Raw genomic sequence first — 21843 nt, forward strand, 5'->3', positions numbered from 1 at the left:
ATGTTCACCTCACTTCTTCTCGTTGAAGATGCCCTGCAGTTGCTTGCGCAGGGTTTCGGCTTCCTGCTTGATGTTGAGGCCTGACTTGGTCATCAGTTTGAGCGTGAAGGCATTCACGGCGTCCAGGGCCTTGTTGTGGTTGGGCAGTCCTGCTTCATGGGAGGGGATGTCCACGTAATTGAGCGAGTCCATGGCCACCTGCCAGTTGATCTTCAGGGGGGTGTACTTGTCCTGCAGGATCTTCAGGAATTTGGGTTGCAGGCGGGTGTCTGCCGGGAAAGCCCCATAGGTTTCCAGCAGTTCAGGCTGTTCCCGCAGGTACAGCATCACCTGAAAGGCCTCCTCTTTGTGTCTGGACCCTTTCATGATGCGGAAGGTGTCGGCGTTTAATTTGGCGGTGTATTTGCCGTTGTAGGCAGGAACCACGGCCAGATCCCAGTTCTTGACCTTGCCGCCATCTTTCGCGGTGTCCAGACAGCAGGTGTACCACAGGTGCGAGTACCCGATGGCCAGCTTTCCAGAGTTGAACACGTTGTCCTTGCCAAAAGCGTCGCTTTTCTGCACGGCATCGGTGGGAATGAAGTGGTCTTTCCACATGCCGTCGTAGAACCACTGCCAGGCCGGAATCCACTGGGGCGGAATCTGGGCGGTTTTGCCCTTCGCAAAAATCCCTGCCCCGAACATCGAACCCAGTGATTGCGGCTCGATGGTGTACTGGGGGAAATACCCGTACTGAACAATGTTTTTGCTGTCAAAGTCTGACATGGAGGCGTCCATGCCCTCCTTATCCACGGTCAGTTGCATGGCGATGTTGCGCAGGGCAGCAAAATCCCAGGCTTTGCTCTGGTACTTCTCGCCGTATTTCTGGGGAGGATAGGGCAGACCAGCCTCGTCAAACAAATCCTTGTTGATGAACAGGAAAGACGGATAGATGGCGTAAGGAATGCCATTGGGATCCTGCGATTTGTAGAAGTCCACCACCTTCTTGTTCACGTGCGAGAGGTCCACTTTGTATTTCTTGATCAGGGGTTGCAAATCCAGCCACTGCTCCTGAAAACTGGCGGCCCCCAGAATCCCCACCGGACCCACCAGATCGGGCACGTTGCCTGCGGCAATGCGGGTGGCAAGCTGGTCCCGTGCGTTGTTGTAATTCACGTACTCGGGAACCAGTTCAATCCTGTTCTGACTCTTGTTGAAACGCTCCACCACCTTCCTGGTGGCGGGTTGCTGCTGGGCATCTGATCCAGTGCCCAGCCCGATGTACCAGTGGATCTGCACTTTCTTCTGGGCAGAGGCACTGGAAAAGAGGGCCAGGGTGAGCAGCAGACCAGCATTCAGGGTTTTCATGTTTTTCCTCCTGCGACAAATTGTTTCTGGGTTTTTGGACAGTGGGTTTTGCGGCAGGAAGAAGGGAAGGGGGGCCGCTTTGGGTTTGAAAGGCCGGGAAGGGATTGCTGAGGGCCAAAGGCAGAAGGCAGAAGGCAGAAGGCAGAAATTCAAATGCTCTGGTTTTGCTGATGGAAGGGGTCTTTCTGCTTGCTGTGAACTGATGACTGTGAACTGAAAACTGTGAACTGTCTACTTCTTAAAGCACCGTTTTCTGCCTCCCCCTGGCCTGATACACCCTTGGGTAAGTGGAGATGGCTGCACTGGCGCATTCCACCCCCTGTTCCAGACAGGAAAGCAGAGGATCACCCTGGCTTCGGGCCAGCAGGTAAGCGGCGTTGAACGTGTCTCCTGCCCCTACGGTGTCAATGACCTGAACCTGGGGGGCTGGAACGGTGTAATCCTGATGGGAGAAACGGGCTTTCACGCCCTGGGAACCGCATTTGACCACCAGGGTGCTGCCTGGAAGTTGTTCCGAGAGCAGACGCATGGCTTCGGGCAGGTTTGGGGTTTCAGCCAGTTGCATGGCTTCAATTTCATTGATCAGGATGTCGTTGCAGAGGGAGAACCACTGCAGGGCCTGCTCCCTCAGAAAAGGGGTGAACCCTTCCGGGGGCCAGCCTGGATCAATGGCGATGTGTGCCCCACGGGCTTTCAGCCACTGGATCAGGTGCAACTGTTCGGCTTGCAGCAGGGGGGTCTGGTAGGCTCCGCTGAGCAGCACTGTGTCTCCGGGAAGCACGCTGTCCAGGCCGTCTAAAGCTTGCTCAAGATTGAAAGTGCCCAGATGACCCAGATGGGAGAAAAAGGTGCGTTCTCCGTCCGGGTGGGTGATGCCCACGGTGAGGGCGGTGGGTGCTGGGCTGCTGGCCCAGGTTCTGGAGAGGAGGCCAAATTCCTGTCTCAGCCACTGGCCCAGTGCGTCCTGGCCGCAACTGGCAACCATCCTGACCGGGGCCTGCAAAGCCTGCAGAGCCAGAGCGGTGTTGCCCGCAGAGCCTCCTGCCCGCATGTCCCGGTGGGACACCTGCACTTCTGTTCCGGGGGTGGGCCAGGGGGCCTGGGGTCCCAGAATCACATCGATGTTGACATTGCCCACCACATGGAGGGTGACCATTCGTGTACCGCCTTTGGAGAATGAGGGAAGATGGAATTGCTGTGCATTTACATTAACAAACTTTATTAATGAATTCAAGAGATGTGCTATATTGAATTCATGAACATCCTGATCAACCACGTGGGCAACGTGCCCGACGGTAAAAAACATTTTCTGGTTCAGGCAGATGCCGCACGGCCTGATGTCCTCTGGACCTTCCAGGTTCTGGACCGAAAACAGCAGGTGGTCCATCAGGGCATCCTGAAACAGGCCGGAACTGTGGCAGGATGGCAGCACCGCCACTTCTGGGAAGGGGACTTCTCTTCGCTGCGAAAAGAAGGGTTTTACCGCATCATTGTGCAGTCAGACCCGCATGCCCTGATCAGCCATGAATTTGAAATTGCCTTCCACCTTTACCAGGACCGCATGCGCTCGGACATCCTGCATTACTTCAAATCCCAGCGCAACACCGGAATTCAGGAAAAACGGGACCGCAACATCCCCATCCATGGCAGCGAAAAAACCATGGACGCATCTGGCGGCTGGTACGACGCTTCGGGAGATGTCAGCAAATACCTCTCCCACCTGAGTTACGCCAATTTTTTAAACCCCCAGCAAACCCCCATGGTGGTCTGGAATTTTCTGGAGGCGTTTGACCGTCTGGGAGATGCACAATCCATTGTTTTCAGGGAACGCCTCACAGACGAGATCTTGCATGGAGCAGACTTTCTGGTGCGCATGCAGTCTGAAGAGGGCTTTTTTTACCAGACCGTCTTTGACCGCTGGTCCAAAAACCCAGAAGAACGCACCGTCTGTGAATACAGCACCCAGCAGGGCATCAAAAGCGACCGGTATCAGGCGGCTTACCGTCAGGGTGGAGGAATGGCGATTGCTGCACTGGCAAGGGCTTCCACCCTCAAACAGGATGGGGCATTTTTTTCACAGCAATACCTTGAAACAGCCATCAGAGGATTTCTGCATCTGCAAGAAAACAACCTGAAATACCTCCCAGATGGTCAGGAAAACATCATCGACGATTACTGCGCCTTGCTGGCTGCCACAGAGCTTTATGCTGCAACAGGCCAGGACCTTTATGCACAGGCAGCCCACAAGCGGGCTGAAAACCTCAGAAACCGCCTGACAGATGCCGGATGGTGGCGTGCAGATGAAAACGGCAAAAGGTCCTTCTGGCACGCTGCAGAGGCAGGCTTGCCCGTGGTGGCCCTGCTCAGGCACCTCACGGTTTTTCCCGATTCAGACGCAAAACAGCAAACACTACAAACTGTACGAGGGTCTCTAGAGCACCAGTTGCAGATCAATCAGAACGTGAACAATCCTTTTCTGTATCCCAGACAGTACATTCTGGGTCCAGAGGTTGATCAGACCCGGTTTTTCATTCCGCACCAGAACGACTCCGGCTACTGGTGGCAGGGTGAAAATGCGCGGCTGGCCTCTCTGGCTGCGGCTGCACGCTGGGCAGCGGAATTCCTGCCAGAGCTGGACCTGCACCCCCTCACCCAGGCACCGCTGGACTGGATTCTGGGCTTCAACCCCTTTGATGCCTGCATGCTGCACGGTTACGGACACAACAATCCCCACTATGAACCCGGTCACGACAATGCTGCTGGAGGCATCTGCAACGGAATCACCTCTGGGCTTCAAGATGAGCAGGACATCGCCTTTCTGCAATCCCCGGATGTTCCCCCAGAGCATTCCTGGCGCTGGGGGGAACAGTGGATCCCCCATGCGGCATGGTTCTTTCTGGCCATCTGCATGAAGTGAGTCCTGTGCTGTCAGGTTATTCCAGCAACTTCTGAATTGCCCCTTCAAACAGCTGTGTTTCAAACACGCACCCCAGGTGTCCCAGTTTGCACTGGATTTCCATGTGGGTGTGCGCAATTCCCGACTGCTGCATCTGGCAGGCAAAATCCTTCATGGGCTGGCTGGGAAAGAACTGGTCTGAGAGGATGTTCACACTGAGGATTTTCAGGCCCGCACGCTGCCAGTTTGCTGTGATCTGCTCCAGGGGGCAATGCCTGAAAATGTCGTGCCTGCTCACGGTTTCACCCACAGAAAGGATGTGTTTCAGGCTGGCAAAATGCCGTCTGCTGCCCAGGTAGGCATCAAAATCCTGATCCTGAAACTGCAGTTCCATCCCATCCGAACCCATCCCGCAAAAGGTGATCAGGCGCAGGGCCTCATGCAGACCGTCTGCGGTCTGTCCCAGGTGTCGCAAAGTTGGGGTGAAAAAGTGCTTCAGGGCCACCGCGGCCTGAGGTGCACCCGCAACCACACCCAGCCTTTGAACGTGACCAGAATAAAGGGCTCCCCACATCAGGGTCTGCATGGCCCCATAACTGGGACCCATCACGGCGTGCCATTTCTGGATGCCCAGTTGCTGCATCAGCTCAAACTGCAAACGGGTGATGTCCTTGAGGTCCACCTCTGGAAAATCAGGAATCGATTCTGGACCAGAAGAAACCATCCGGGGATCTATCACCTGCACATTGGCTGGAGCATTCATGCAGACCACAAAGAACTTCCGGGTGTCGATGGCTTTTCCATCTCCAATCAAATTGTCCCACCACCCCACCAGCCCATCTTCCGGGTAGGTGCCCGCCGCATGCATGGTTCCAGTGTAATAATGGCACACCAGAACGGCATTGCTGCCGTCTGGCTGGAGTTCACCGTACGTCTCGTACCCCAGCTCCAGAGGCAATGTCTGTCCTGCCTCAAAGGTGTGCAGCACCCTGAGGACACCCTGTCCTGTTCGCATGGAATCAGCTTAGGGAGGAGGCATTACAGCGCTGTAACAGCGGTGCGCCCTCGGCACTCGGCAGCTTGCTGTAACACCACCGTGATGCCCACCCCGTATCTTAAAAGCACCAAAAAATGGAAAGGAGCCGTATGCCAGAATTTGCGGTTCAGACTTCAAGACTCCAGCAGTGGGTCAGACAACAAGGAGAGGGAACGCCGGTTTTGTTCATTCACGGCAATGCCAGCGATTCGGTGTACTGGGAGGAGGTCATGGCAGCCCTGCCTGCCGGCTTCCGGGCCATTGCACCAGACCTGAGGGGTTATGGTCAGACCGAGGACCTCCTGATCGATGCCACCAGAGGGGTCATGGACTGGGTGGATGACCTCCTCGCCCTGCTGGAAGCCCTGAACATTGACCGCTACCATGTGGTTGGGCACAGCCTGGGAGGGGCAGTGATCTGGGGCTTGCTGGCGCAAGATGCCCCCAGAATCCTCAGTGTGACGCTGGCTGCTCCGGGTTCTCCTTTTGGTTTCGGAGGCACCCGTGATGCAGAAGGCAACCCCACCACCCCGGACTTTGCAGGTTCAGGGGGAGGCACCGTCAACCCGGACTTTCCTGCTCGCATTGCCCGCCATGACACCAGCGGTGAAGCGGGATCTCCTCGTGACATCATCAACCGCTTTTACTGGCATCCCCCTTTCCGGTCTGACCGCGAAGAGGCTTTGCTGGAAGGTCTGCTCAGGGAAAAAACCGGTCCTGAGCGTTACCCTGGTGATTTTACGGCCTCTGAGCACTGGCCTGGCATGGCTCCGGGGGTGCATGGTCCCATCAATGCCCTCTCGCCAAAATATGTGGGGAACACTGTGGAACGTTTGCTGGCCCAGACCCACAAACCTCCCGTACTGTGGGTGCGTGGAGACAGCGACCAGATTGTCTCCGACCAGAGCCTCTTTGAACTGGGGATGCTGGGGTTGCTGGGAGCCGTTCCCGGTTATCCCGGTCAGGACGCTTATCCTCCCCAGCCGATGGTTTCCCAGACCCGGCATGTGCTGGAAAAATACGGCCCCTACAGAGAAGTGGTTTTTGAAGGTGTGGGGCACACCCCTTACATCGAGAAACCCGAAGCTTTCATGCAGGAATTCACCGCCCACCTTGAACGCGCGACCCAGGAGGTCTCCTTATGAAAAAAACCGCAATGCTCATCCTGCTGGCCCTGATGTCCTCTGCCAGTGCTGTCAAAGTTGGAGCCCTGATTCCCCTCTCTGGCGCTTCCAGTGTGTCCGGTCAGGCCGAGAAGAACGGTCTGCTGCTGGCCGTGGATGAAATCAACAAAAATGGTGGCGTGCTGGGCGAACCTTTAGAGCTCATCATTGAAGACGACCAGAGCAACCCTGCCAAAGCTGTTCCTGCTTTCACCAAGCTGGTGACGGTGGACAAAGTGGACTTCATGGTGGGCGGTCTGGGATCAAGCACCACCCTGGCCATCACCGGGGCCGCCAAACAGTACAACACCTTCATGGCCTGGGCAGGCGCAGCTTCCCCCCTGGTGGAAGATGCCATGAAAGATTACCCCTACTTCTTCCACTACCACCCCTGGGCCTACTACAACTTTGAGGCGATCCTGTCTTTCTTCAAGAACCTCAAAGGCAACAAGAAAGCCAAGAACATCGCCATTGCCTACGAAGACGGTCCTTTCGGGTCTTCTGGCATTCAGGACACCGTGGCTGCATTCAAAAAAGCGGGCTTCAATGTGGTCCTCACCGAAGCTTTCAAGGCCGGAAGTGGCAACTTCGCCCCCATCATCAACAAGGCCAAAACCCAGAAAGTGGACATCTTCTACTGGATCGGCTACGACGTGGATGCCCTGCCCCTGGTGCAGCAGATGAAAGAATCCAACCTGGATGTGGGTCTGGTGTACGGCGCACCCCCAAGCTGGCCCATTGGCTTTGAGAAGAACAAGCTGTCCCAGGGTGTGGCCAGCCTGACCATGTGGACCCCCGAGCTTCCCTCCACCGCATCCAAAAACTTCGTGAAAGCTTACAAGGCCAAATATGGCAACATCACCGACGAATACTTTGCTCCTCTGGCCTACCTGAACCTCAAAACCCTGGCCGAAGCCATCAACAAAGCAGGCAGCACCAACAAAGACAAAGTGGCAGATGTGATGGCAAAAACCACCTTCGACACCCCACTGGGCAAACTGGCTTTCACCCCCAGCCAGAAAATCAAATACCAGGGCTTCAAGGGCTCCAACTGGGTCACCTTCCAGTTCCGGGATGAAAAACGCCTGCCGGTGTTCCCCCTGAAGGTGGCGAAGAAGACCGTGCTGTATCCGATGCCCTGACCTCTCCGCACGCTTCGCGTGGTCCTCTCCTCACAGGAGAGGATTTTCCTTCCAAGGACCACCCACTGAACCTCACTCAATTGACCTGGAGAACCCACCTTGAACCTCTTTCTGGAAACTTTTCTTGCAGGACTGCTGCAAAGCGGAATTTATGCGTTGGTGGCTTCGGGGCTGGCGCTCTCGGTGGGGGTGATTCACATTGTGAATTTTGCCCACGGGGAATTCCTGATGGTGGGGGCTTTCCTGTCCTGGGGGCTTTTTGCCTGGCTGGGCATGGACCCTTTGCTGTCTGCCCTGGTGGCGGCCCTGGCAATGTTTGCGGGAGGTGCCCTGACTTACCGCACCACCATCCGGCATGTGCTGCTGGCCCCGGAACTCAACCAGATGCTGCTGACTTTTGGGATCAGCATCATTTTGCAGAACCTTGCCCTGCTGATTTTTGGCGGCAACACCCGTCTGGTGAACACCCCTTACCAGGGTCAGGCCGTGATGGTGTTTGGCCTGTCTGTGGGCCTGACCAAACTGCTGGCTTTTGGGCTGGCCCTGGTGCTGCTCATCGGGCTCTACCTGATGCTGTACCGTTCCAAACTGGGGCGCAGCATGCGGGCGGTGGCCCAGAACCGACTGGGGGCGCAGATCATCGGGCTGGATGTGCACCGGATTTACCTGATTGCGTTTGGCATTGCCTCTTCTCTGGCAGGTGTGGCCGGGGTGCTGGTCAGTGTGCTGCTGTTTGCCAGTCCCACGGTGGGTCTGGTCTACACCCTCAAGGCGTTTGCCATCATTGTGATGGCGGGTCTGGGGAACATGACCGGGGTGCTGTGGGCCAGTGTGCTGCTGGCGCTCTCGGAGGCGTTTGTGCAGACCTATGTGCCTGGAGGGGGCCGCCTGAGTGAAGCGGTGTTCTTCCTGCTGATTTTTGTCACGTTGGTGTTCAGGGCTTCGCGGGGTGCGAAATGATCCGCCCATCCCCGATCAGCACGGTGCTTTCGGTGGTGCTGGGGGTGCTGGCCCTTACTTTTCCGTTTCTGCCTCTGGGAGACCAGGCCGCGTTCATGCTGCAGATTGCCAATTTCACGGTGATCACGGCGGTGCTTTCACTCAGCTGGGACATCCTGGCCCGCACAGGCCAGCTTTCCCTGGCCCACGCTGCGTTTTATGGGATTGGGGCTTACAGTTACACCATCCTGATGGCCCATGCTGCTCCCTGGTGGCTTGCAGTGTTGCTGTCTGGTCTGATTGCGGGTCTGCTCAGCCTGATTCTGGGTGCGGTGACGCTCCGCTTGCAGGGCATGTATTTTGCCATTGCCACCCTGGCTTTCACGGAGGTGATCAAGACCGTGATCCAGAACCTGCCAGACACGTTTGCAGGGGGGGCCACCGGGATGCTGGTGCCTGCCCTGTTTGGAGGTCAGCCCAACTTGCAGTATTACGCTGCAGTGGTGCTGCTGGCCCTGACTTTGCTGGTGAGCATCTGGGTCAGGAACAGCAAATTGCATTATGCGTTCACAGCCATCCGGCAAGGTGAGCAGGTGGCGAAAGTGCTGGGGGTGTCTGCCAGCAGGTACAAGTTGCTGGCGTTCTTCATCAGCAGTGTGCTGGCCGGGTTTGCGGGGGTGTTGTATGCCAGCAAGACCTTCTTCATCATTCCAGCAGAGACCTTCAGCCTTTCGGTCAGCGTCAGCAGCCTGACCACTGCCATTTTCGGTGGCCTTTACACCACCCTGGGTCCCGTGATTGGCTCAGTGGTTCTGACCGTGCTGGAAGAGTTGTTGCGCCTCAAGATTCCCAATGGTTACCTGGTGGTGTATGGGGTGATGCTGGTCCTGACCATCCTGTACCTGCCCAGAGGCATCATGGGTTTGCTGGAAAGGAAAAAAGCATGATCCTGCAAGTCCAGAACCTGCACAAATCTTTCGGGGGATTGATGGCCGTGAAAGACATGGGTCTGCACCTCGATCAGGGGGAAATCCTGGCGGTGATCGGTCCCAACGGGGCAGGGAAGACCACCTTGCTGAATTTGCTTTCTGGGCTGTTTTTGCCAGACCGGGGCCAGATCCTCCTTTCAGGCCATGACATCACCCGTGCCAGCCCGGAGAAGCGCTGCCATCTGGGGCTGGGAAGGGCTTTTCAGGTGGTGCGTCCTTTCCTGGAAATGACCGTTTTTGAGAACGTGATGGTGGGGGCGATGTTCGGGAAATCCGGGATCTCCCAGAAAGAGGCCCATCGCCATACAGAACAGGTGCTGACCCTGACCGGCCTGGAACCCCATGCCCATAAAAATGCCCACGACCTGACCCTGATGCAGGACAAGCGTCTGGAGGTGGCCAGGGCCCTGGCCACCCGTCCCAGTGTGCTGCTGCTGGATGAGGTGATGGCTGGCCTGAGGCCCAATGAAGCGCAAGATGCTGTGCAGCTGGTCAAAAAGGTCCGGGACAGTGGGGTCAGTGTGCTGTTCATCGAGCACGTGATGCCCGTCGTGCGCGATCTGGCAGACCGGGTGGTGGTGATGGAATACGGATCCAGACTGGCCGAAGGCCCCTACCAGAGTGTGGTGCGGGACCCGAAAGTCATTGCGGCCTATCTGGGGGAGGAGGTCTCATGAAGCTGGAACTCAGATCCCTTCAGGCGGCTTACGGCAAGGTGCAGGTGCTGTGGGATGTCTCCCTGAGCGTGGAGGAGGGGCAATTTGTGGCCCTGATTGGAGCCAATGGTGCAGGCAAAACCACCACCTTGAGGGCGGTCAGTGGCCTGATGCCCCTCAAAGGCGGAAGGATCCTGCTGCAGGGACAGGACATCTCCAGAATGCCCAGTGCCCAGCGGGTGCAGCAGGGTCTGGGGCACGTTCCAGAAGGCCGTCAGCTGTTTCCAGGCATGACCGTGCTGGAAAACCTGGAACTCGGGGCACAGGTGCGTACCGCCTCCTGGCAGGTCAAGGACCAGACCCTGGGGACTGTGTTTGACCTGTTCCCCAGGCTGGCAGAGCGTCAGGGTCAGCTTTCGGGCACCCTCTCGGGTGGAGAGCAGCAGATGGTGGCGATTGGCCGCGCCATGATGGCCCTGCCAAGAGTCCTGCTGGTGGATGAGCCCTCTCTGGGTCTCAGCCCCCTGCTGACGGGTGTGGTGTTCAAAGCCCTCAAGGAAATCAACAAACAGGGGGTGGGGGTGCTGCTGGTAGAACAGAATGTGCGACAGAGTCTGCAACTGGCAGATCAGGCCTATGTGCTGGAAAACGGTCAGGTGGTGCGGGAAGGTTCGGGTCAGGCCCTGCTGGAGGATCCTGAGGTGCAGCGGGCTTACCTGGCCTTCTGAACCAGAAGGGATTTTGGTTTTTCTGAACACTTGACCTTTTGACACGGAAAGCCCTTCCCCAGAAGCCGATAATTGCTTCTCAGCAGGGGCTTTCAGTTTGCCTGCGCATTCTGTTCGCTGGACGAAAACCAGGCGCACCTGTGGCCCTGAGTTTATGGCCTATTGAAATAATTTTAGGTGCGCCTAATAATAGCTTTATGGAATTTTGAACCATGAGAAAGTTTCAAGGGACTTTCCGGTTCAGGAATTGAGGCATCCCATGAGCACCACATCCAACCCCAACCCACAACAGCCAGATTCAGGCTGGAAACAGGAAAACACCACCCAGTCCCTCTCAGAAGTGCACGGCACCATTCCAGTGCACGACAACCGCCCACCCTGGCGCAAATTCCTGGCCTATGTGGGTCCCGGTGCGCTGGTCGCGGTGGGCTACATGGACCCCGGAAACTGGGCCACCAACCTTGCCGGGGGCTCCAAATTTGCCTTTGCCCTGCTCAGTGTGATCCTGATTTCCAACCTGATGGCCATTTTGCTGCAGACCTTATCCGTGCGTCTGGGCATTGCCACCGGAAGGGATCTGGCCCAGGCCTGCCGCGATCACTATTCCAGACCCGTTTCCATTTTCCTGTGGATCCTGGCAGAAATTGCCATTGCTGCCACCGACCTTGCAGAACTGATCGGGGCTGCAGTGGCCCTCAATTTGCTGTTTGGCATTCCCCTGATGTGGGGCCTGATCCTTACCGCCTTCGATGTGCTGCTCTTGCTGGCCCTGCAAAACAAGGGCTTCAGGTGGCTGGAAGCTTTCGTGATCACCCTGATGGTCACCATCTTCCTGTGCTTTGGTGTGGAGATGTTCCTGGCCAAACCCGAATGGGCACAGGTTTTGAAAGGCTACATTCCCACCGCCCAGGTGCTCACCAACCCAGAAATGCTCTACATCGCCATCGGGATTCTGGGGGCCACCGTGATGCCCCACAACCTGTACCTGCATTCCAGTCTGGTGCAAACCCGCGCTTTCAAACGCACCGAGGCAGGCAAGAGAGAAGCCATCAAATATTCCACCCTGGACACCGTGATCTCCCTGATGCTGGCCCTGCTGGTCAACTCCGCCATGCTGATTCTGGCCGCCAGTGTGTTTTACAAGAGCGGTCAAACCGAGGTGGCCGAAATCACCGAAGTCTACAAACTGCTCTCTCCCATGCTGGGCACTGCGCTTGCCAGCACCCTGTTCGGGGTGGCCCTGCTGGCCTGTGGTCAGAATGCCACCATCACGGGCACCTTAAGCGGCCAGATTGTGATGGAAGGCTTCCTGAACTTCAAAATCAAACCCTGGATCAGAAGGCTGATCACCCGCCTGATCGCCGTGATTCCCGCCGTGATCGTGACCTACCTGTATGGGGCCAAAGGCACCACGGATTTGCTGGTGCTCTCCCAGGTGATCCTGAGCCTGCAGCTTTCTTTCGCCGTGTTTCCCCTCCTGATCTTCACCTCAGACAGACGCAAAATGGGCGTTTTCGTGAACCCCACCTGGCTGAAAGTGCTGGGCTGGACCTCTGGAGTGATCATCGCTGGTCTGAACATCTACCTGCTGCTGGTGACTTTTGGACTGGTCAAAAGCGTGGTCTGAGGTTTCTATTCACCTTCAATCCTCCTGTGAGAGCAGGAGGATTTTCATTTGGAGATCTTTTACACTGAAAGCAGCTTTGTTTTTCTTTCAGGAGGATTTGACATGCATAAGGGTATTGTTTCGAGGATTTGCTTTGTGTTGTTCTTTGCTGCTGCAGTTGTGGCCCGAGCACAACCCCTGGAAATGCCAGGAGGGTTTCAATACCTGGTGAAAAACCACCAGCTTTACCTCTGGGACCGGATCAATGCAGAAGCATACCAGTACCACCCAAAAAAGCAAACCGTCGAGGTGATCTCACACAGAGACTGGGACCTGGCGCACTCTGGAGGGAAGCACTTCTTTGAGATGACCGCTCAGGGTTCCAATACCCTGGTGATGCAAAAGAATGCAGCAGGTCAGGTGTTGAACAGCTGGACCCTGCTGAACCTGCCGTGCAACAGGCTGTCCCGAAAACTGGTGTGCTGGAATGGAAGGCAGGGCAAGATTTACGATCTGGACCACAACATGGCTGCAGTTTCCCTGACAGGGAATTTTGAACATGTCACCCGGGTGTTTGAAAACCTGGATGGGGCAACCTTCACCACGCTTTCAGACAGTGGAGCCTGCCCCGGCTGTGACGGCAGGTCCACCCACGACCTGAACACGGGAAAGCTGCTGGCCGCTTACAGGCATGAGGAGGTTTATTTGCAGGGCAACCACTTTGTGCTGACCTCCCAACGGGCCGCCAGCGGCATTCAGGATGGCATGCTGCAGGAAGATGACCTGGACGACCTCAACCAGATTCTGGAACTCAAAGTGCTGGACCGCAAGACCGGAAGAATCCTCAGTGAAGATCATTTTGCAGCCCAGCCTTATGACCGCTGCCGTGAAAAACACCCGGTTTACCAGTTCAGGGATCTGGGACAGAGCTGGATGGTGGAGGTGACGGACCACCTCTGTCCAGAAGTGCACTTCATTGCCACGTTTCAGAAGAACGCCACCCGCTACACCCTCGAGCAGATTCATGCGGATGCAGTGGCAAAACATCTGGACACCCATCCCCTGAACCTCGGACCGGTGGTGATCCACCGTTTTCCATTGAGCAGGCAGGAATGGATGACCCTGTATGGAAAAACCCCACTGGAAGCGGCTTACCTGATCCAGCACCCCGATGCCAATGTGAAACAGCTGGGCCAGCAATGCCTGGCATACTCGGGTCCACAGGCCTCTGGCTTGATCCATCAGGGCAAAATCAAAGTGCTGTTCAGTGGGCAGGGAAAATCTGTCCTGGACCGGGCAGATGGGTTTCTGATTTTTCGGGGGGAACAGTTCAGGGCCTATGAAGTGAATCCTGCCACCTGCCAGACCCTTTAAAGGGCTTCGCAGCTGAATTTCAGCCAGATGGGAGCTGAAGTCAGACTTGTGGAAGATGAAGTACGGTTTTTGTAATCCAGCACAGACTACACTGAAAAAACATCGACAAATTGCAGGTTTTTCCTCTCTCTGCTCCTTGCGCTGTCTGTTGTGGTCTGGATGGTCTTGTTTTTTCTCATCTGGGCTGCAGGTTTCTGTGAAGTGGTTTTTGTCCGGGCGTCACCTGTTTGCAGCCCTCACCTGAAAAGATGAAACCAAGGAGCCCGCCATGACAGCCATGAAGAGCAATTCACAACTTGATTCACACCTTGATTCACACCGGGATGCCCAGCGCATCCTGATGTTTCAGCATGAAGCCATTCAGGCCATGATGCTCAGGCGTTTTGTGAACCAGCTGGGCTATCTGGTGCATGAAGTTCGGGATGCTGCTGAAATCCAGACGGTGCTGGAACAGGAAGGCACCTTCGATGTGATCCTGTTGGATGTGGGCACCTCTCTGCAGCAGGCTTTTGAAGTGCTCAGTGCTTGCCGTGAGCGCCATCCTGCCACCCCGGTGATTGTGGTCTCGGGCATTGGTGAAGAAGAACTTCAGGAGTGGATCCACCGGTATGAAGTGCAGGATGTGATCCAGCGTCCCCGTTCATTGCGTGAACTGCTGGTGCGTGTGGAATCCGACCTGGAGAAATACGCCCCCATCGCTTCCTGAGGGGTGTGGGTGCTGGATTGCAGCCCGCAGGCGAATTCCCTATACTTGTTGATCATGCGAAGCTGGCCTGAGCGGACAGATGAGAACCCCTGGTGTTCTGATCTGCCTTTTGTCATGAACGTTGTCATGCAGGCTGGAACATGGAAGGGGTGGTCTGCATAAACACCCTGCTGGTGTTGCTGGTGGTGTTCCTGATGGTCTTTCTGAACGCCCTGTATGTGGCAGCAGAATTCGGTCTGGTGTCCAGCCGCAGAAGCCGACTGGTGGAAATGGTGCACGATGGGCACCGCCCGGCCTCCAGGCTGCTGGATGTCCTCAACAGCCCACCAGACATGGACCGTTATGTGGCAGCCAGTCAGATTGGCATCACCCTGTCCAGCCTGATTGTGGGCGCTTACGGGCAGGCCCAGCTGACCCCGGTGCTGCTTCCTGTGTTCGCCCAGTTTGGACAGCTCAAAGCAGCGCTTGCTGGCACCCTGTCCATCCTGATTGTGCTGGTGTTCCTGACCGCATTGCAGGTGATTCTGGGGGAACTGCTTCCCAAAACCATTGCCATTCGGTATCCAGAACGCCTGGCCCTCCTCACCCTGAAAGCCATGCAGGTTTCGGTGTGGTTGTTCACGCCTCTGATTCGGCTGTTTAACGGTTCGGCCACCCTGATTTTGCGCAGGATGGGCATCCAGCAGGTGTCCGAACACGGGCATGTGCATTCCCCAGAAGAACTGGAGATTCTTTTTCAGGAAAGCGCCAGAGGCGGCCTGATCAACCAGGATGAGCAGGAACTGCTGAGTGGGGTGTTCAGCCTGGAAGACAAGAGTGTGCGGGAAGTGATGGTTCCCAGGGTGCGCATGACCGCCCTGGAAGTGAACCGCTCCACCCCGGAAGTGATGGCCGAAGTGGTCAAGACCCCCTTCACCCGCTTCCCGGTTTTTGAAGGCAACATCGACCAGATCATTGGCATCCTGAATGTGCGGGACCTCTTTCTGGATGTGCAAAAAGGACCCCGTGACTCCATCCATCACCTGCTGCAACCCGTGTATTTTGTGCCAGATGTGCTGAACGTGCGGGATGCCTGGGACCAGCTGCGAGAGCAGCGCAAAAACCTGGCCATCCTCACCGATGAATTCGGAGGCATCAGTGGCATGCTGACCCTGGAAGACATCTTCGAGGAGGTCTTTGGAGAGCTGCAGGACGAGTTTGACGCAGAAGTGATGCACATCCGCAGGCAGGGCAATGACTTTCTGGTGCGTGGCGATGTCTCCATCCACACCGTCAACAGCCAGCTGGAAATGAACCTTCCTGATGAGGACGCTTACACCATCAGTGGTCTGGTGTGGTCGGAACTGGAGCAGACCCCGGAAGTGGGCACCGTGGTGCATTTCACTGGGTTGAGGCTGCGTGTGGAAGCCATGCAGGGCAAACAGGTCACCCTGGTGCGTCTGGTGCTGGACGGCTCCCAGGAATCCAGAGGGGAAGAAGCCTGATGTCCATTTTGCTGCCCATCCTGATCATTGTGGGTCTGGTGTTGCTGAACGGCGTTTTTGTGGCAGCAGAATTTGCCATTGTGTCCAGCAAATCTCCCAGGGTGCAGCAGCACGCAGAGCAGGGCAACCGCACCGCCCGCAGGATCCTGAACCTGCTGCGTTCTGCAGGCGGCAAAGACCAGTACATCGCCATCTGTCAGCTTGGGATCACCCTGGCCAGCATTGGGCTGGGGATGTACGGAGAACAGACCATCGCCTCATGGCTGTTTGGGCCTCTGGAACATGCGGCCCACCTGGGACACGCCCTCGCCCACACCTTTGCCACCCTGATTTCTCTGGCCCTGATCACCTGCCTGCACGTGGTGCTGGGGGAGATGGTGCCCAAAGGTCTGGCCCTCTCCCGCCCGGAAGGCACCGTTTACAGCGTGGATCTGCTGGTTCGGGCCTTTGGTTTTGTGTTCCGACCTGTGGTGCTGCTGTTAAACACCTCTGCACTGGCTTTGCTGCGGGCACTGCGCATCAAGGACCCCGGATCAGGAGACCGCCTGTACACCTCCGACGAACTGGAATACCTGGTGGAAGAAAGCACAGAGGGCGGCCAGTTTGACCGCCAGGACCAGCAATTCATCGAGAGCATCTTTGACTTCGGGGAACGCCAGGTCTGCGAGGTGATGACCCCCAGAACCCAGATCCGGGCACTCAAAATGCGCACCACAGCAGAAGAGCTGAACAACCTGATTCAGGAGGGCAGCTACTCCCGGTATCTGGTGGTGGATCTGTACCTGGACCAGCCGCTGGGTTACCTGCACATCAAAGATGTGATCCGGACGTTTTCGCTGTCGCCCCAGGAGGTGCGGGTTTCCCACCTGCTGCGCCCGGTGATTGTGTTCCCCGAAACCACCCGCCTCAGTGACGCTCTGGTGCTGATGAAAAAACGCAAGACCCATCTGGCCGTGGTGGAAGACGAACTGGGAGGCACAGCGGGAATCATCACACTGCAGGACATCATTGAGGAAGTGCTGGCACCGCAACAGGCTGCAGGAGATGCCCAGGGGTCAGAGCCAGACGCGCAGAGCTGAGGGCCGAGCGCTAAAAACAGAGGGAAAATCAGAGCTTGAGATGGTGTGACTTTACATTCCAGAATGCACGCTTTTTGCCCCCCAGCTTTGCTGGTTCATGCTCTATGCCCGCATTTGTATGATGCCCTTGACTCTCAGCACTGGGCCCTCTGCCCTCGGCATGTCTCATCAAATCACCGATCAAACCTGAACACCTCCCAGTCTGGATGGTGTCCCTTGACCATCCTGTCCCGGATCATCTGGGCGGCCAGCAGGCTGTAAGTGATGCCGTTGCCTCCGTATCCCAGGGCAAAATAGGCCTGTGGGAAATCCGGGTGCTCCCCGATGTAAGCAAGACCGTCGCGGGTTTCGCCGAAAGTGCCTGCCCAGGAGAAAGCCGTTTCCAGGGGGATGTCTGGAAAGAGTTCCCTGAATTTGTTTTCCAGCCTGGCCTGCTTAAACGGAATCCGACGTTCCCGGAAAGGCAGGGTTCTGAAGGTTTCATCTTCACCCCCGATCAGGATGCGGTTGTCGGTGGTGGTGCGGGCGTACAGGTAAGGGCGGGCGGTTTCCCAGAGCAGGGCTTTTTCGTACCAGCCCGTGAAGTCCTGCAGGGGTTCACTGACCAGCGCGTAAGAATTGCGCAGCCGGACCACTTTCTGCCTCAGCATGCTCTGGGCTTCGTATCCAGTGGCGAAGACCATTTTTCTGGCCCTGATGCTGAAATTCCGGTCTGTCTGGACGGTCACTCCAGTGTCATCCATGTCCCAGGAAAGGGCCTCTGTGCGGTCAAAGACCTGCACCCCTTGCCGGGTGCCTGAGTGCAGCAAAGCATGGCACAGGCGGTAAGGGTCCACTTCTGCAGCCTCCTGGGAGTACAGGGCCGCACTTTTGCGAAAAGGAAAGTGCTGGGCGATTGTGGTTTCATCCCACAGCTCCACTTCGATGCCGTATTTGCGGCGCAGGGCATGTTCTTTTTGCAGTCCCCTTGCATCCTGAGGGCGGGAAGCCAGGTACAGGCTGTGTTTTTTCTGAAAGCCCACATCGGTTTCCAGCACCTGAGAGATCTGCTCCAGGTCCCGAATGGCCTGCAGGCACATCAGGTAGGACCGGGAGGCGTGCTGTTCCCCCAGCATTTTGCTGAGCTGCACCAGTGGGGTGTCAATTTCGTATTGCAGCATGGCGGTGGAGGCACTCGTGCTGCCAGAAGCCACATCCCGCCGGTCCAGCACCACACAGGATGCGCCCGCCTGGATCAGGTGCCAGGACACCAGGGCTCCGGTGATTCCTCCTCCCAGCACCACCACATCGGTTTGCAGGTCCTGGTCCAGTGGGGGATAGCTCTGAATGAGGCCGTTTTGGATGGGCCAGAATGCTTTGCCAGATCTGAGGTCCATAGGCCCTCATTATGACCACAGGCTGCTTTCATGAAATGCAATGAGAATTGATTTTCGTTTGTGTGCTGGGACTTTGCATTCTCATGCTTGGCTTTTCTGGCTGGATTTTTCTTAAGAATGTGTCAAATCCACCTTCCTGAAAGCCCGAAAATCCATAGCCTACAGGAAGAAAGCACCAAACCTCAGGAGGTTTAAACATGCTCAACAATGAAGAAACCCTGGACAAATTGCAATGCATTCTGGGCACCCTCAAAGACGGCGAAAAAGGCTACCGCGAATCTGCGGATGAAGTCAAAAATGCGCAGTACAAGCAGCTTTTCAATGAATTTGCTGCCCAGCGTTCCCAGTTGATCGGTGAGATCGAGCAGGCCATCAGCCGTCTGGGAGACAAACCCCGCGAGCACAGCAGCGTGGGCGCTGCCCTGCACCGCGTGTGGATCAACGTGCGGGACCTGATCTCTGGCAAAGACGATTATGCCGTGATTGCCGAGGCCGAGCGTGGCGAGGATGTGGCTGTGCAGAACTATCAGGATGTGCTGAAAGAAGAACTTCCCAGCGACATCCGTTCCCTGATCGAGAAGCAGTACAGCCAGGTCAAAGCCGCCCACGACCGGGTGCGCGACCTCAAACATTCGCTGGAAGCTTCCCGCGCTTCAGATTGAAGCTCAGCAGCATCTTGCATCCAATTGTACCGGGGTCAACTGACTCCGGTTTCGATTTTTCAAGAGGGAAAACCCCTGATTTTGCATCAGAAAGCAGGCAAATTCCTGCCAGATCTGAGCGTTTCTCTGGAACTCAAACAGGCCAGAACCCTGTAAACGTTTCATTGCCAGATTTGACCGAAAATTTCATCTGGACAAAAGACCCGAAATATGGTTTACTATGAGCACGAGGTCAAAACAGTCCAGAACGGCATAAACCTGCGTACGCCTGAAATGTGTCGCACTGGCTGGCTCGTTGCTTTGCCCCCGCACACCCTTCTTTTCCCCCACCGTCCAGCAGCGCGCCTACTGGAGGGGATGCTCCTTTCCCCTCCCATTCTGTCAGGATCCATCTTCGTGAAGCCTGCGATTTCTTCGACCTGATCCGTCTGCTCCTGCGACTTCTTCTCTTTCTTGCCACTTCCCTCTGCCGAAGAGCCACCCACGTGATGACATCGCTGGCTGGCTCTTTTTTCTGGTTTTTCAGACACCAGAGGCCATGCAGAAGGAAGGAAAACCATGTTCAGTCCTGCCATCACCTCCACACCAGCTTTCAGGATTTGCCAGAACTTTTTGCAGCACAGCAGAAGGGGAAGCCTCTCATGAGTCAGGTTCGCAATGTCCCGGTTCACCTGCCCGAAGAGAAACAGCGGTACCGGCGGGTCCGCATCCAGAACAACCTGCTGACCACCCTCACTTACCTGATCCTGTTTCTCTTTCTGTTTCCGGTGCTCTGGATGGTGTTGACCGCTTTCAAAACCGAATCCCAGGCTTTCGCTGATCCTCCAGTGTTTTTTTTCTGGCCCACCTTGCAGCATTTTCAGCAGGTCCTGCCACAGTACAGCGCTTTTCTGGGACATTCTCTGGTGGTGGTCACATGCTCCACCTTGCTGGCCTTCCTGCTGGGGGTTCCTGCAGGTTTTGCCATGGCCCTGTATGCCGGAGCCAGAACCAAGAGCACGCTCTTGTGGATGCTCTCCACCAAGATGATGCCCCCCGTTGGAGTGATCGTTCCCCTGTTCCTGATCTTCCGGGATGCCCACCTCCTGGACACGCACTTCGGACTGATTTTGATGTTCACCACCATCAATTTGCCCCTGGTGGTCTGGATGGTTCACTCCTACATCAGTGAAATTCCCTTCGGCATCTTTGAAGCTGCCAGAGCAGACGGAGCCAGTGTGCTGCAGGAGCTTTTCCGGGTGGCGTTGCCTCTGGCCCTTCCAGGTCTGGTTTCCACGGCCTTCCTGTGCATGATTTTTTCCTGGAACGAGGTGTTCTTCGCCCTGAACCTGACCTCTTCAGACGCTTCACCGCTCTCGGTGTTCATCAGTTCGTTCAAGACCTCTGAGGGCCTCTTCTGGGCTAGAATGTCTGCAGCAGCCACCCTCACCCTTGCTCCCGTGATGGTTTTTGGCTGGTTTGCCCAGCGCCAACTGGTCAGGGGACTGACTTTTGGTGCACTCGGTTGAGCAAGGCCAAAAGAAAAGACCTGCTGCAGCAAGCAGGTCCTGGTCTGGGCGAGGCTGGCTTTTACCAGCCGCTGAGCACCACTTTGCCGATGGTGCGGCCCGATTGCAGCTGGGTGTGGGCTTTTTTCAGGTTCCCGGCGTTGATGGGTCCCAGGTCTGCCGTGAAGGTGTTCTTGAACACGCCCGTGTCAATCAGTTCGGCCACACGGGTCAGCAGGTGGTGCTGCTCGAGGATGTCTTGCGTCTGGTAACTGCTGCGGGTGAACATCATCTCCCAGTGGAAGCTGACACTCTTGCCCATCAGTTCCCCCAGAGGCAGCCTTTCAGCGGTGCCGTTGATGGAGACGATGCTGCCCTGGGCTTTGATCACCCGCACGGTGGTGTCCCAGTAACGCACGGTGTCCACGGTGTTGTAAATGAAATCCACCTCGGGAATGCCAATGGCGGCCAGTTCTTCATGCAGGGGCTTGCTGTGGTCAATCACCACATCTGCCCCCATCTCTTTCACCCAGGCCAAGGTTTCCGGGCGGGAAGCAGTGGCAATCACTTTCAGGCCAGCCAGCTTTGCGATCTGAATCAGGATGGAACCCACCCCCCCTGCTCCACCAATCACCAGCAGGGTTTTGCCTTTCTCCTTCTCACCGATGCGCAGGCGGTCATGGATGCCCTCCCAGGCGGTGATGGCGGTCAGGGGCAGTGCTGCCGCCTCTGCAAAATTCAGGCTTCTGGGCTTCAGGGCCACAATGCGCTGGTCCACCAGTTGAAATTCGGCGTTGGAGCCAGGTCGAATGATGGACCCGGCCCAGTACACCTCGTCTCCCTCTTTGAACAGGGTGACGTCTGGCCCCACTTTCACCACCACACCTGCACCATCCCACCCGAGGATTTTGGGCTCGGAGAGCTCACCAGGGGTTCTGGAGTGCACCTTGAAGTCCACCGGATTGACCGAAACGGCTTTCACCGCAATCAAGACATCCTGCCCGGTGGGTTCAGGGGTGGGCAGTTCAAGGTCAACGAAGCTGTCTTTGTTCTTGACGGAAACAACTTTCATGGTGCTTTTCCATAGGGGATTCTGGGTCTGGGATTGGGTTTCAGAAATGGTCATGGCGTCCCTCCTTGTGGGATCTGGATCAAAGGGCTTTCTTGCAGATT

At 56.4% G+C, this 21843-nt stretch carries 19 protein-coding genes; 14 read left to right on the top strand and 5 right to left on the bottom strand.

The annotated features are described in order from the left end of the window. Positions 1–9: 9 nt before the first annotated feature. Both IEY52_RS20865 and IEY52_RS20870 read right to left on the bottom strand, forming a co-directional pair. Positions 10–1347 (bottom strand): ABC transporter substrate-binding protein, encoded by a 1338-nt coding sequence (locus IEY52_RS20865; RefSeq protein WP_189006388.1) that lies wholly within the window; start codon positions 1345–1347, stop codon positions 10–12. Between the two features lie 238 nt (positions 1348–1585). Continuing rightward, positions 1586–2503: a carbohydrate kinase family protein gene (locus IEY52_RS20870; RefSeq protein WP_189006391.1), complete on the bottom strand. Its 918-nt coding sequence runs from the start codon at positions 2501–2503 to the stop codon at positions 1586–1588. Between the two features lie 99 nt (positions 2504–2602). On the opposite strand from IEY52_RS20870, the gene IEY52_RS20875 reads away from it, so the two are divergent. Beyond that, positions 2603–4264, top strand: a complete 1662-nt coding sequence (locus IEY52_RS20875; RefSeq protein WP_189006394.1) for a glycoside hydrolase family 9 protein — start codon at positions 2603–2605, stop codon at positions 4262–4264. 16 nt (positions 4265–4280) lie between these two features. On the opposite strand, the gene IEY52_RS20880 is transcribed toward IEY52_RS20875, so the two are convergent. Next, the gene (locus IEY52_RS20880) at positions 4281–5258 is read right to left on the bottom strand and encodes an alpha/beta fold hydrolase (protein WP_189006398.1); all 978 of its coding nucleotides are present in this window, start codon (positions 5256–5258) and stop codon (positions 4281–4283) included. A 131-nt stretch (positions 5259–5389) separates the two neighbouring features. Between IEY52_RS20880 and IEY52_RS20885 the strand changes: the two genes are divergently transcribed. The 11 genes from IEY52_RS20885 (at position 5390) to IEY52_RS20935 (ending at position 17145) form a co-directional block, all read left to right on the top strand. After that, entirely contained in the window at positions 5390–6424 is a 1035-nt protein-coding gene (locus tag IEY52_RS20885; RefSeq protein WP_229684898.1) for an alpha/beta hydrolase, read from the top strand. Then, positions 6421–7584 carry an amino acid ABC transporter substrate-binding protein gene (locus IEY52_RS20890; protein ID WP_189006404.1) on the top strand — a complete coding sequence of 388 codons (1164 nt, stop codon included), beginning with the start codon at positions 6421–6423 and terminating at the stop codon, positions 7582–7584. Before IEY52_RS20885 ends, IEY52_RS20890 begins: the two co-directional genes overlap by 4 nt. A gap of 99 nt (positions 7585–7683) precedes the next feature. Next, the gene (locus IEY52_RS20895) at positions 7684–8544 is read left to right on the top strand and encodes a branched-chain amino acid ABC transporter permease (protein WP_189006407.1); all 861 of its coding nucleotides are present in this window, start codon (positions 7684–7686) and stop codon (positions 8542–8544) included. Further along, positions 8541–9470: a branched-chain amino acid ABC transporter permease gene (locus IEY52_RS20900; protein WP_189006410.1), complete on the top strand. Its 930-nt coding sequence runs from the start codon at positions 8541–8543 to the stop codon at positions 9468–9470. Before IEY52_RS20895 ends, IEY52_RS20900 begins: the two co-directional genes overlap by 4 nt. Beyond that, positions 9467–10189 carry an ABC transporter ATP-binding protein gene (locus IEY52_RS20905; protein ID WP_189006414.1) on the top strand — a complete coding sequence of 241 codons (723 nt, stop codon included), beginning with the start codon at positions 9467–9469 and terminating at the stop codon, positions 10187–10189. Before IEY52_RS20900 ends, IEY52_RS20905 begins: the two co-directional genes overlap by 4 nt. Next, entirely contained in the window at positions 10186–10896 is a 711-nt protein-coding gene (locus IEY52_RS20910; protein ID WP_189006417.1) for an ABC transporter ATP-binding protein, read from the top strand. Before IEY52_RS20905 ends, IEY52_RS20910 begins: the two co-directional genes overlap by 4 nt. A gap of 259 nt (positions 10897–11155) precedes the next feature. Further along, a complete protein-coding gene (locus tag IEY52_RS20915) occupies positions 11156–12523 on the top strand; it encodes an Nramp family divalent metal transporter (protein WP_189006420.1) in 1368 nt (455 codons plus the stop codon). Positions 12524–12625: 102 nt separating this feature from the next. Next, complete coding sequence (locus IEY52_RS20920; RefSeq protein WP_189006423.1) at positions 12626–13876, top strand: hypothetical protein; 1251 nt, start codon at positions 12626–12628, stop codon at positions 13874–13876. A 268-nt stretch (positions 13877–14144) separates the two neighbouring features. Further along, a complete protein-coding gene (locus IEY52_RS20925) occupies positions 14145–14582 on the top strand; it encodes a response regulator (protein ID WP_189006427.1) in 438 nt (145 codons plus the stop codon). A gap of 140 nt (positions 14583–14722) precedes the next feature. Next, positions 14723–16066 carry a hemolysin family protein gene (locus tag IEY52_RS20930; protein ID WP_189006429.1) on the top strand — a complete coding sequence of 448 codons (1344 nt, stop codon included), beginning with the start codon at positions 14723–14725 and terminating at the stop codon, positions 16064–16066. Continuing rightward, on the top strand, positions 16066–17145 hold the full coding sequence (locus IEY52_RS20935; protein WP_189006432.1) for a hemolysin family protein: 1080 nt from the start codon (positions 16066–16068) through the stop codon (positions 17143–17145). The genes IEY52_RS20930 and IEY52_RS20935 overlap by 1 nt, the downstream gene beginning before the upstream one ends. Before the next feature lie 173 nt (positions 17146–17318). On the opposite strand, the gene IEY52_RS20940 is transcribed toward IEY52_RS20935, so the two are convergent. Continuing rightward, entirely contained in the window at positions 17319–18521 is a 1203-nt protein-coding gene (locus IEY52_RS20940; protein ID WP_189006435.1) for an NAD(P)/FAD-dependent oxidoreductase, read from the bottom strand. A gap of 197 nt (positions 18522–18718) precedes the next feature. Between IEY52_RS20940 and IEY52_RS20945 the strand changes: the two genes are divergently transcribed. Both IEY52_RS20945 and IEY52_RS20950 read left to right on the top strand, forming a co-directional pair. Further along, entirely contained in the window at positions 18719–19183 is a 465-nt protein-coding gene (locus IEY52_RS20945) for a PA2169 family four-helix-bundle protein (protein ID WP_189006439.1), read from the top strand. 641 nt (positions 19184–19824) lie between these two features. After that, positions 19825–20691, top strand: coding sequence for a carbohydrate ABC transporter permease (locus IEY52_RS20950; protein ID WP_189006442.1), 867 nt, complete (start codon positions 19825–19827; stop codon positions 20689–20691). 61 nt (positions 20692–20752) lie between these two features. On the opposite strand, the gene IEY52_RS20955 is transcribed toward IEY52_RS20950, so the two are convergent. Then, positions 20753–21796: a zinc-binding alcohol dehydrogenase family protein gene (locus IEY52_RS20955; protein WP_229684899.1), complete on the bottom strand. Its 1044-nt coding sequence runs from the start codon at positions 21794–21796 to the stop codon at positions 20753–20755. Positions 21797–21843 lie beyond the last annotated feature (47 nt).

Origin of the sequence: Deinococcus roseus (assembly GCF_014646895.1) — a bacterium.
GTDB classification, from domain to species: domain Bacteria; phylum Deinococcota; class Deinococci; order Deinococcales; family Deinococcaceae; genus Deinococcus_C; species Deinococcus_C roseus.